9 protein-coding genes, 1 pseudogene and 1 CRISPR repeat array are annotated in these 12,302 nt (G+C 39.4%); of the genes and pseudogenes, 2 read left to right on the top strand and 8 right to left on the bottom strand.

All coding sequences use genetic code 11. The annotated features are described in order from the left end of the window. Positions 1–95: 95 nt before the first annotated feature. On the bottom strand, positions 96–1,058 hold the full coding sequence (locus HMPREF3249_RS05805) for a sugar-binding transcriptional regulator (RefSeq protein ID WP_003041417.1): 963 nt from the start codon (positions 1,056–1,058) through the stop codon (positions 96–98). An 18-nt stretch (positions 1,059–1,076) separates the two neighbouring features. Further along, a complete protein-coding gene (locus HMPREF3249_RS05800) occupies positions 1,077–1,820 on the bottom strand; it encodes a DeoR/GlpR family DNA-binding transcription regulator (RefSeq protein WP_003028982.1) in 744 nt (247 codons plus the stop codon). Between the two features lie 132 nt (positions 1,821–1,952). Between HMPREF3249_RS05800 and HMPREF3249_RS05795 the strand changes: the two genes are divergently transcribed. After that, positions 1,953–2,729 (top strand): glycyl-radical enzyme activating protein, encoded by a 777-nt coding sequence (locus HMPREF3249_RS05795; protein ID WP_003023885.1) that lies wholly within the window; start codon positions 1,953–1,955, stop codon positions 2,727–2,729. A 32-nt stretch (positions 2,730–2,761) separates the two neighbouring features. On the opposite strand, the pseudogene HMPREF3249_RS05790 reads toward HMPREF3249_RS05795, so the two are convergent. The 4 genes and pseudogenes from HMPREF3249_RS05790 to HMPREF3249_RS05775 form a co-directional block, all read right to left on the bottom strand. Beyond that, positions 2,762–3,138: pseudogene (locus HMPREF3249_RS05790) on the bottom strand (Rrf2 family transcriptional regulator). Between the two features lie 58 nt (positions 3,139–3,196). Then, on the bottom strand, positions 3,197–4,039 hold the full coding sequence (locus tag HMPREF3249_RS05785) for a metallophosphoesterase family protein (protein ID WP_049533106.1): 843 nt from the start codon (positions 4,037–4,039) through the stop codon (positions 3,197–3,199). A 91-nt stretch (positions 4,040–4,130) separates the two neighbouring features. Continuing rightward, entirely contained in the window at positions 4,131–7,496 is a 3,366-nt protein-coding gene (locus HMPREF3249_RS05780) for an ABC transporter permease (RefSeq protein WP_059220940.1), read from the bottom strand. Positions 7,497–7,510: 14 nt separating this feature from the next. After that, entirely contained in the window at positions 7,511–8,212 is a 702-nt protein-coding gene (locus HMPREF3249_RS05775) for an ABC transporter ATP-binding protein (RefSeq protein WP_049507924.1), read from the bottom strand. Between the two features lie 133 nt (positions 8,213–8,345). Here HMPREF3249_RS05775 and HMPREF3249_RS05770 point away from each other — a divergent pair, with 133 nt between their 5' ends. Then, entirely contained in the window at positions 8,346–8,897 is a 552-nt protein-coding gene (locus HMPREF3249_RS05770; RefSeq protein WP_083327760.1) for a TetR/AcrR family transcriptional regulator, read from the top strand. A gap of 164 nt (positions 8,898–9,061) precedes the next feature. Here the strand turns inward: HMPREF3249_RS05770 and thrS are convergent, their stop codons facing one another. Both thrS and HMPREF3249_RS05760 read right to left on the bottom strand, forming a co-directional pair. Continuing rightward, complete coding sequence (gene thrS, locus HMPREF3249_RS05765; RefSeq protein WP_070867515.1) at positions 9,062–11,014, bottom strand: threonine--tRNA ligase; 1,953 nt, start codon at positions 11,012–11,014, stop codon at positions 9,062–9,064. Then, positions 11,007–11,648, bottom strand: a complete 642-nt coding sequence (locus tag HMPREF3249_RS05760) for a cytidylate kinase family protein (protein WP_049533135.1) — start codon at positions 11,646–11,648, stop codon at positions 11,007–11,009. The genes thrS and HMPREF3249_RS05760 overlap by 8 nt, the downstream gene beginning before the upstream one ends. Before the next feature lie 291 nt (positions 11,649–11,939). Beyond that, positions 11,940–12,302: a CRISPR direct-repeat array (repeat unit 32 nt; unit sequence GTTTTGGAACCATTCGAAACAGCACAGCTCTA).

The following is a 12,302-nucleotide window of genomic DNA, read 5'->3' as shown; positions in this document are numbered from 1 at the left end:
TTTGTGCTTATCAAGTGAAATAAAAAAGGTCAGAATCATTATTCTTGACCTTTTGAAGATGAAATAACGAGGAAAAGGAGAACTGTTATAAACTACTAATTAACTGCACTATTATCCAATTCCAACACTTTTAAAATAGTTGCTTCATCTGTAACTAAATGGTTGACATACCCAGCACGTAAAACCGCCAAAATAGCGGCAGCTTTTTGACGACCATAGGCAAAAGCCAGACTGTGAGGAACTGTTTTTAAATAATCTAAAGAAATAGCAACCGTTCGATTTTGCAACTGTTCATCAACCAACTCACCATTTTCATCAAAAAAGCGACAACAAATTTCTCCGACAGCTCCTTCATTTTCCACTGTACGAAAATCTTCAGCCGTCAGCATATCCAACCACTGCCGATTCTTTTCATCCACTTGTCCGCCAATACCAACAACAACCACATCTAGTTCTTGCCAACTTCTTTTTAAGTCCTCAAAATATTTAGAAGACAAAATTCCTTTTGCTAAGATCTCGTCTTCCTGTATAATCGTCGCATTCATAAAGCGACAATCCCCATGGTATTTATTAGCCATACTGTAAATGAGGGTATTAACATGATAACGAGCATGAATATGGCTAGGTCCGCCAGCCAATGGAAAAAAATGCACATTATTCAAGTGCCGACTGCCCGAGTGTTCTACCAAGAGACTAAGACTCTTTCCCCATGAAAATCCAACTTTAGCATTGTCATCAATCATCCCCCGAAGCATTCCTGCCGCTGATTGAGCTAACCGCTGCTCCAAATCAGAAGGTGAATCATCCACTTGATTTGCTACGATTTCAAGTCCTTTTAACCCATACTTCTCTTTCACTACATTTTCTAAATGAAACAAACGAGTATCAAAGGCTTCAATCTCGATTTTGACAATGCCTTCCTTTTTAGCTTCAGCCAGCATACGACTCACAGTTGTCCGATAAATCCCTGTCTCTGCTGCAATTTCTGCCTGACTTTTCTCCTCTACATAATAAAGATAAGCAATCTTAGCTAATAGCCTTTTTCTTTCACTTTTCATCTTATCTCCCTCTACTTATCAGACTAGAGTCAATTTTATATTGGCTGCTTTTAGGCGTTGAACTGCGGCTGTCGGAATAGCTTGATCCGTTACCACCTGCGAAACCTGTTTCAAACCAAAACGCTTGACAGTCCCTCTTTTATCAAATTTACTCGAATCTGTTAACACAATCATTTTATCAGATGCTTCCGACATATATTGCACCACTTCGCTACGCATTAAATCCTTACCTGTAAAACCAAGCTCTTCATCATAGCCATCAGTCCCTACAAAAGCATGTTCTACATGGAAAAATTGAATCATTTCCTTAAGCAAAGGACCGACCGTAACTTGCGAATCGTTCTGAAATTCACCGCCTAGCAAGATAATCTTGCAAGAATCTACTTTTCTCACATAGTCTGCGATAAAATAAGAATTTGTAATAATTTTCACATTCTTCTTAGTACGACAGATTTCTTCAGCTAACAGAGCACAAGTTGAACCAGATTCAATGATAATCGTTTCATTGTCTGCAACAATTTTTGCCGCTTCTTGTGCTATCTTTCGCTTGGTATCATAATGAAAAGAAAGCCGGACATTCAAGTCATCACCACTATTTAAGACCGCATAACCGTGCTCCCGATGAAGTAAGCCTTTCATTTCCAGCTTATCCAAATCTTTCCGAATCGTTACTTTAGAAACTTTTAATTTATCAGATAAAGTATTAACATCAATTTTTTCAAACTCCGAAACGAGCTTAACGATTTCATCTAAACGTTCCATTTTATTCACCTCATTCTTTATTTTAACAGAATTTAAGGAATAAATAAAATAAAAAATAGTTTCATTCGTAATTGTTTTTCTTTCGTTTGTTTGGTATAATAAAAAAAAATAAGCAAGAAAAGAGTGTACATCATGAGTGCAGAAAAAGGAATCATCTTTAATATTCAACATTTTAGTATTCACGACGGACCAGGAATTCGGACAACTGTTTTTCTAAAAGGCTGTCCCTTACGCTGTCCTTGGTGTGCCAATCCAGAATCTCAGAAATTTAAACCTGAGCCCATGTTAGACGCTTCTAGCAAAAAGACTATCACCATGGGAGAGGAAAAAAGCGTTGAAGAGATTATCAAAGAAGTTCTCAAAGATAGAGAATTTTATGAAGAATCAGGTGGAGGCCTGACCTTGTCTGGCGGAGAAATTTTTGCTCAGTTTGAATTTGCCAAAGCAATCCTTAAAGCTGCCAAAGAAAAAGGTATCCATACAGCGATTGAAACGACAGCCTTTGTAGATCATAACAAATTCGTTGATTTGCTCCAGTATGTAGATTTTATCTATACTGACTTAAAACATTACAACACCATCAATCACCGCAAAGTCACAGGGGTCAAAAATGAACTAATTATCAAAAATATTCATTATGCTTTTTCGCAACAAAAAACCATTGTCCTGCGTATTCCTGTTATCCCTAGCTTTAATGACTCTCTAGAAGATGCCGAACAATTTGCTATTTTATTTAAAAAATTATCTATTGACCAAGTACAACTCTTACCTTTTCATCAATTCGGTGAAAATAAATATAAATTACTAAAACGTTCTTATGAAATGGAAAATGTGCAAGCTCTACATCCGGAAGACCTCTATGATTATCAGCAAGTTTTTCTTGATTATGAAATCAACTGTTATTTTTAGCTCCTCTTTTTCTCCAAAAAACAATCCATTTCTCACGAAACGGATTGTTTTTGTATCTCTTCTTGGGCGGATGCAACGACATCTGCAAGACTGGTTTTACTCAATTCTTTTTCCATTGCTGCTTGAATTTCTGCTAATTTATCATCTAAAACTAAATGAATATTTCTGCCAATGGGACAAGATGGATTAGGATGCTCATGAAAGCTAAAGAGTTGTCCAGATTTGCCTAGGCATTCTACTGCTTGATAGACATCCAAGAGGGTAATGTCTTTTAAATCTCTCATAATGATAGCTCCTCCCCTCCAACGCTAGCTGCTAGAACATCACTCGTTACTTTGTGCTCTTGACATTCTAGTGCTATAACAGTCAACATGTGCGTAGCAATGGTAAAACGACTCGAAATTTGCATGTTAAACTCCTTTCATTTGCTGCTTCTATTACTCATATACTTTATTTACGTTGTGACTTCATATATTACGTCTAAAAAACTCCTTAAGCTGCGCAACATAGTCTTCTCGCTCACTAATTGCTCGAAGTAAATCATGGTTATGGGTGTGATGAATCCCATTGACTAGACTTTCGTAATACACTTCATAATAAGGTAACTTCAATGTTCTCGCCAGTTCCAATTCTTTGTTTACGTCATAAGCAACTCGCCTAAAGTCAACCTCTGCTAAGCCTTGTTCATCAATTTTTAAAATAGCATACTGAGCTCGCAGATCCTTTCGCAAACAAGCATCTAGAAAGAAAGGCTGACCGATAGAGCCTGGATTGATAATCATCTGTCCACCCGTCGCATAACGAAGAAATTGCTGATGAATATGACCATAAATGGCAATTGCACAATGATTTCCTTCAAACAGGCGATCAAAGTTCTCTTGTTGACCAATGTGAATCAACTCTCGGCCCCAATTTTTATCTGGCAAATGATGAGTCACAGCGATTTCTAAATCGCCAACTTTTGTCAAAAGCTGCAAAGGCAATTCATGCAGTCGGTTCAGTTCTTCAGGCGTGACTTTTTCCAAAAGATACTGGCACAAACAAATCATATAGAGATGACTAGGGCGACTAATGTCTAATTTCCCATGAAGGGCATTCCAAATGCTATCCTCCCAATTTCCCCGCACTTGGAGACTGATTGGCAAAGTAGCCATTAAGTCAAGAATCTTCCTTCGCCCCGTTCCCGGCGCCAACAAATCTCCCAAAAACCAGTAATCGGTCACCTGTTCCTTTTTAGCGTCCGCCAAAACAGCTTCTAATGCCGTTACATTTCCATGAATATCTGATAATAAAGCAATTTTTCGTTTCATTGTACCGTTTCGTCTGTCCTTTATAAAAATATTATAACAAACCAAGAAAAAACTTCCACTCCCAAGTTTGAGTGAAAGTTTTACTGCCTCATCAATCTACCGACTTCAACGCTTCCAACATGTCAATACGCCTCAATATTGCATTGACCATAAAGCCTAAGACAATCAAAATCATGATGATAGAAAAGACTGGTACAAGATAGACAAATACCGATACTGCCGGATTGAGCAGAAAGGCGTCTGGGGCAATCGTCTCTAAAAGGGAGCGATGTAAGATATTCCCCAAAAACAAGCCTACGATAATACCAATAACAGACAAAAGAATGGTTTCTCGATAAATATAAAATGTGACTTCCTTATTATGGAACCCCAATACTTTAATCGTTGATAATTCTCGAATCCGCTCCGCAATATTGATGTTCATCAAGTTATAAAGAATCACAATGGCTAGTAAAATAGAGGCAAAGGTTAAAATCTGCATTACAAAGCCAAGAGATTTGACAATGACATCAATTTGCTCCAAAATGCCTGTATTTTGTACTACTGCTCGCACACCTGTTAATTTCATGAAGGCTGCTGCGGTATCCTGTATATTTTTACTAGAGGAATCTTTCAATTTTATCAGATAAGCATTTTCTTGGAATTTGCGAGCAAATACCGTTTGATAATAGTCCTGATTCATAAATATAAAATGCCCTGCATACATTTCAGCGATACCAGAAACTTTGATTTTATAGCGTCTCCCCTCATCAGAAGTCACCTCAAAGACATCTCCAACAGAAACATGCATAATGGTTGCTAATTTCTGAGAAATGACTGCTCCATGCGAAGACAAGTTCAAGCTCGCTTTGCTTTGACTATCATATAACTCTATGAAATGATAAAAATCCTTGCCTGTTGTCACAAATAACGCGAGAGATTGTTCATCTTTTGCTCCTTTAATTTTTTTGGTAAATGTTTCTTGATAAATACCGTGCTTTTTAGCTATTTTTTTATCTGCTAATAAATGATTGATTGCTGCTTGCTCGTCTGATTTGAGATGATGTTTTTGCGAAATAACAGCATCATATTTGATAATTTCTCCATACTGTCGATTTCCTATACCTTCCATGGAAGAAGACATCCCCAGACCGGCAAATAAGAGAGCGACGGAGCCTGCCACACCAAAAATGGTCATCAACATTCTTTGCTTGTAACGAAAGATATTTCGAGCTGTCACTTTTTGCGTAAAGCTGAGTCGACGCCAAATGAAGTCAATCCGCTCTAGCAAGATTTTTGAACCTTTGGTAGGTGCCTTAGGCAACAATAATTGAGATGGTTTTTCTTTCAACTCTTTGTGGGCAATATAAAGAGCTGGTGCGACGCCACACAAGACCGAGCATAAAAGAGCAATGAGACTAATTTCCCAATAAAAGTCTAATCGCAAAGCTGGATAAGTTGATGTCTTAAAAATAGTTTTCCCTAAAATATAAGGCAAGAAATAAGTCCCCGCTAAAATTCCAATTACTGAACCGATTAAACTTGAAACCAAGCCATAGACGGCAAATTTCTTAACGACATCTTGGTTCCGATAACCCAAAGCTTTTAAAACACCTGCATTTGTGCGTTCTTCGCTGACAAAACGCGTCATGGTCGTTACCGTTACAAGGGCAGCTACCAGATACAGTACAATCGGGAAAGCATTCCCTACAGCTGAGATGCCATAAGCACGATTCCCCGTTGTTGTGTACTCGTCAGCTCCTGGAAATGTCCGACGTGTATACACACGGTAGGTTGGTACAGACAAGCCAGCTACTTCATCTTTTGCCTTTTGAATGTCTGCTTGCCCATTTTTTATTTTTGTTTCAGCATCTTTCTTTTGCTTTTCGTATTCAGTTTTTTTATCGTTCAATGTTGCCTGAACTTGGTTCAATTGCGTCTGACCATCTGCGATTTGTTGTTTTGCTTGCGCCAATTGGGCTTGACCTGCTTGGTATTCGACTTGTTTATTTCTTAAGGTTGCCTGACCACTTTGATATTGAGCCAAGCCTGCGTCATATTCAGCTTGTTTCGCATTCAATGCCTCAGCCGCAGATTGGTATTGGGCAAGTCCTGCTTGATAAAGCGCTTCTTGGTTTTGATACTGCGTCAGTCCAGTTTGAAATTCAGCCTGCTTTTTCTCCAGTTCTGCACGCGCAAAATTTAATTTCGTTTCTTCTTGTGCTAGTTTAGTTTGTGCTGCCACAATTTCTGGCACTGTTGCTGGATCAATTCCTTGCGCTTGCAACGCAGCTATCTTTACCTGCAAATCAGCTTTTGCAGCTACAAGTTGCGTTTGACCTTTTTCCAATTCTGCCTGCGTTGCAGCCAATGTAGCTTGAGCATTTGTTCTATTTTCTTTTGCAGCAGACAATTGACTAGCTGCCTGATCTAATTGGGTTTTCGTTTGGTTCAATTGTGCCCAACCCGAAGACAGTTGAGCGGCGGCTGTATCTAATTTTTCTTTCGAGCTTGCTAAAGTTTGTTCAGCCTGTGCAATTTGAGCAGCTCCTTGCGCAAGTAAGCTTTCTTTTTCAGTTATCTGACCTTGAGCAAGCTCTAAATCTGCTCTTTTTTGATCAATTTGCTCCTGCGCAACCGTTAGTTGTTGCCTGGCATCTGTCAATGCTTGTTGAGAAGTTCGAATGTTTGCTTCTCCGTCCGCAATTTTTGTCTGCGCTTGATTTTTTATCTCTGATAAACGATTTTTCCCATTATCAGCCAGTAGCTTTTCTAACTCATTTTCATGTTGCTTTATCTTTTTTCGATAGGAATCTCCAAAAGAATTGAGCGTTTTTAAATTATCATACCTCAAACGAGCAACTGTATAGACTGAACTTTGAAATGTTTTGGGTGTCACCACTGCATAAGCAGACAAAGTACCACTCCCTGAGTTAGAATTACCAAGAGAAATGGTTGACGCCAATTCACTTGAATTGACGAACCCTGTCACCGTAAAGGTATGTTGCTTCAAAGCATAATCATTGGTTCCTTCCTCGTTTAAAGTAATGCTATCACCAATCTTATATTTTCCTTGATAAAAACTAGCCAAAGCCACTTGATTTTCCTTGCTTGGAAAATGACCTGAGACAAGCTTGAACTTAGAAATTTTATTTGTCTGAGAAAAAACTCGAACAGAAGTTGAGCTATCCCCAATCACCGTATCTGTAAAATAACCATATTCTACATGTGCATTTGAGATGGTATTCAGTTCTTTTTGGTCAGCTTTGCTGATACCATAGTCTGACATCACTGCCAAATCCATCATTTTCATCTGTGAAAGATAACGATTGGCTGAGTTTTCAATATCTGGACTGGCTGCTTTCAGTCCCACTAGCGTAAAAGAACCTAACATCATCAAAAACATAATGGACAGAAAGCGTCCTTTGGATTGATGAAAAGAGAGCCCGATGTCCTTATTTAGAATGGATTTTTTCATATCACCACTCCTTGCTAATACTCTAGACTTGCAATGTCTTGAGGATGTTCATTCAAAGTGACGGACTGAATCCGTGCATCGTGCATGCGAATCACGCGGTCTGCGATTGGAGCCAATGCACCATTATGAGTTACGATAATAACTGTCGCACCTTGCTTGCGTGACATATCTTGAAGAATTTGCAGCACTTGCTTACCAGTTTTATAATCTAGCGCGCCTGTTGGTTCATCGCAAAGCAAAATTTTGGGATTTTTCGCCACAGCACGCGCAATGGAAACCCGTTGCTGCTCACCACCGGACAATTGAGCAGGAAAATTATGCAGCCGATTTCCCAAACCAACTGCTGCTAATGCCTCTGCTGCATCCTGCGCATCTTGAACAATTTCAGAAGCTAATTCAACATTTTCTAACGCCGTCAGATTAGGAACTAAATTATAAAATTGAAAGACGAAACCAACATCATTTCTCCGATAGTCTGTCAGTTGATGAGCATTGTAATGCGCTATATTTTGCCCGTCAATCAACACATCTCCCTCATCATTGCTGTCCATTCCGCCAAGAATATTCAGAATCGTCGATTTTCCAGCGCCAGAAGCTCCAAGAATGATGACTAATTCTCCTTTTTCGATGTCAAAAGAAATGTCATTGTTAGCAATGATTTCTGTGTCTCCCATTTGATACCGTTTGTAACTATGCTTCATTTCAATATAAGCCATCGCCTTTTCCTCTTTCAGTTTCCATGTCCAATTAAATAAACAAGCTGTTGATTTGTTCCTATCTTTATTATAAAATAGACTCAACATAAAGGCAATCATCAATCATCAACAGAGTGTTCATTTAAGGAGTATTATGATGCAAAATCGGCAAACAGCAACCAAACAACACATCAGAGAAGCTCTCATTCAACTCTTGTTAGAAGAAAAATTTGAAACAATTTCCGTTAGTAAACTCTGCCAACGGGCAGGTATCAATCGTGGAACTTTTTATCTTCACTATCTTGATAAATACGATTTAATTGAAACGCTAAAAGAAGAAATCATCGCTCAATTGCGCAAAAATTTTGAAGAAACGACAAACACGCGTGACCTACTCATTACCAATCTAAGCTATCTCCAACAAAATTATGACCTGATTTATGCCGTTTCTCAAAGTCATTACCTCAATTTCCGTGAAACAATCCGTGAATTCATGCTTAGCATTTTAACTAACGAGCAACACAGACTTCAAACCGAATACTTTTTAAAAGAAAATTTCACCATTTCTAAAAAATATGCGCTGGAAGTCTTTTTATCTAGCGTAGAGGGCATTATCTCACTCTGGATTTCAAGTGGAGTTAAAGAAACACCTGAAGAAATGACGAATACGATTTTACAAACCTTTGATTACGATGCTTGGCAATGATAAACTAAAAAACTCTATTTCTAATCGGGAAAATCCCTTTTAGAAATAGAGTTTTTGATTTATATCTTTTCTAGCTTAAGCTCAGAAATTGAAAGATTGTAAAGTGAGATGACAGAATACATGTTATAATTCTCTAGTGCACATTTTTATATGCAATCATATCATCATTGTTCTCTATCATCTAGGCATGATTTTCTAGCAATATCTGCCAAAATATGATTTACAAATTCTGCAACTGTTTCTGTATGTGTTTGTTTACTTCCGTAACGACGAACATTCACCGTACCGTCTGCTTGTTCCTTGTCCCCTACAATCAATTGGTAAGGAACTTTATGGGTTTGACTTTGACGAATCTTGTATTGCATTTTTTCATTGCGTTCATCAACATCCACGCGGACACCACGATTGCGCAGTTCTTTCGCTACTTTCCAAGCGTAATCAGCATGCGCTTCATTAGAAATTGGAATGACCGTCACTTGATGAGGTGCCAGCCAAGTTGGGAACGCACCTTTGTAAGTTTCAATCAAGTAAGCAATAAAGCGTTCCATCGTAGACACAATACCACGGTGAATCATGACTGGACGATGCTCTTCACCGTCTGCTCCAACATAATGAAGGTCGAAACGTTCTGGTAGCAAGAAGTCTAATTGAATAGTGGAAAGAGTTTCTTCATTTCCAAGAGCCGTTTTTACTTGGACATCCAACTTAGGACCGTAGAAAGCAGCTTCGCCTTCTGCCTCAAAGTAATCCAAACCTAAGTCATCCATTGCTCCTTTTAACATGCGTTGAGCATTTTCCCACATTTCATCATTATCAAAATATTTATGCTTGTCATTCGGGTCACGATAAGACAGACGGAAACGATAATCTGTAATGTTGAAGTCTTTGTAAACGTCAATCATCAAATCCAGCACATGTTTAAATTCTTCTTGAATTTGTTCTGGCATGACAAATAAGTGAGAATCATTCAGCGTCATTTCACGGACACGTTGGAGTCCTGAGAGCGCACCTGATTTTTCAAAACGGTGCATCATACCAAGTTCTGCAATGCGAATTGGCAGCTCACGATAAGAATGCACATGGTTTTTATAGACCTCAATATGATGCGGGCAATTCATCGGACGAAGAACAAATTGTTCACCGTCTCCCATATCCATTGGCGGGAACATATCTTCTTGGTAATGTTCCCAGTGACCAGAAGTTTTGTATAAATCCACACTAGCAAGCGGTGGCGTATACACGTGTTGGTAGCCGTCATTGACTTCGCGATCTGTAATATAGCGCTCTACGATACGACGAATAGTCGCACCATCTGGAAGCCAGAATGGAAGTCCTTGTCCAACTTCAGGAGAAATCATGAAAAGATCCAACTCTTTACCGAGCTTACGGTGGTCACGTTCCTTCGCTTCTTCACGCATTTGGAGATAGTTTTTTAGGTCTTTCTTATCAAACCAAGCTGTTCCATAAATACGTTGCATCATAGCATTGTCGCTATTTCCACGCCAGTAAGCACCCGCTACATTTAACAAATGGAAAATTTGAATACGCCCAGTTGACGGTACATGAGGTCCACGACAGAGATCCACATATTCTCCTTGACGGTAGATTGTAAGCCCTCCTTCGTCTTCTGAATGCTCCTCAATCAATTCCAACTTGTAAGGATCATTCTTGAAAATTTCTCGTGCCTGATCTTTTGTCACTTCTTCGCGAATTGACGGGAAATTCTCCTTGACAATCTTCTTCATTTCTTCTTCGATACGAGGCAAATCTTCGTTGGAAATCTGACCAGCAACATTGTCCGTATCATAGTAAAATCCGTCCTGAATAGCTGGACCAACTCCCAAGTGAATGTCTGGGAAGAGACGACGAGCAGCTTGAGCGAACAAGTGAGCAGCAGAGTGACGCAAGATATCCAAAGCGTTTTCATGGTCAGGTGTTACAATCTCAATCGATCCATCTTCTGTAATGGCACGAGTGATATCAATGAGTTTACCGTTGAATTTACCAGCCAAAGCTTTTTTAGCTAAGGAATTGCTGATAGATTGAGCAATTTCAAAAGTCGTGCTGCCTGATTCATATTCACGAACAGCACCATCTGGGAAAGTAATCTTAATCATAGTTTTCTCCTTTAATATCTATTTTATTTATATTGGGCAATTTTAAGAGCCGAGCAATCTCTTCAGCGGTCTCCTTTTCCGATCGACTGCCGTCTGTCATAAGGCTAGGATAGCCTAATTTTTTTGCTTCCTTCCGCACCATTTGGGCAAAAAGAATGTCCCGCTGCATCCAGTTTTCAAAAGCTTGCTCGGGATTGGATGTGTCCTCTAAAACATAGGGAACCCATTCTCTCTGCTGATAATGCTTTGTCTGAAAATCAGCTGTCGGAGTCAAGCATAGATAGGAAACCGCTGGTCCGTCTAGGCTTTTTACCAAGTGAGGCAACAGCCCTGCTCCCTCCACCAAAAGTGGCTTCTCTTGGTGTTCTAGCAAGTAAGACGCTACATAAGGAAAAATCTCCTCATAAAAACGCCATTCTTCATCTGCCATCTCCTTTGGATGTCTCAACCAGATTTGATCCGGACTTCTGTCCTGTCTCAGAAGGGAAATCGGCTTTGCGTTCGCTCTTGCTTGATCCATCATCTGGTCTGTCAAATCATCTAACTTGATATGAAGCAGATCGTACTTCCGAGCAAGAAGGAAAGCAATTGTTGACTTCCCGCTGTAAGGCGATCCACCAATCATATAGAGCATAACTCTTCCTCCTTCCGACAAAATAAAAAGCGACAATCCTAAAAGGACGTCGCAACGTGGTTCCACCTTCATTCATGTACAACAAAAAAGTTTGTTGACACCTCTGATTGGCTCTAACGTAGCCACCGTTTCATGTTTGCATAAAAACAAATCGAGTAGTCCCAGCTACATCCTCTGCGTGATTCCCAGCTCCACACGCTCTCTGAAAGATTTCCTGTAGGTGATATGTCTCTAAAAAGTATTATAACACGATTGGAAAAATTTGCAAGCCCTATGATTAAAATGTATTGTGTTTTGGAACCATTCGAAACAGCACAGCTCTAAAACTTATTGACACTAGCTGATGTAGTGACCACGGTTTTGGAACCATTCGAAACAGCACAGCTCTAAAACATAGCCACATTATTATAAGGACCTGTTCTAGTTTTGGAACCATTCGAAACAGCACAGCTCTAAAACAACGTTGTCATATCCGCTCGTTCCCTCGTAGTTTTGGAACCATTCGAAACAGCACAGCTCTAAAACTTAACATCCAAAGAGCCAGCTTTCCCCAATTGTTTTGGAACCATTCGAAACAGCACAGCTCTAAAACTTTCCAAACCCTGCCTGTTTTGCTTGCGTTGTTTTGGAACCATTCGAAACAGCACAGCTCTA

The sequence above is a fragment of the Streptococcus sp. HMSC36C04 genome, assembly GCF_001839535.1.
GTDB lineage: Bacteria > Bacillota > Bacilli > Lactobacillales > Streptococcaceae > Streptococcus > Streptococcus hominis.
This window is presented reverse-complemented; position numbering and strand designations above follow the sequence as displayed.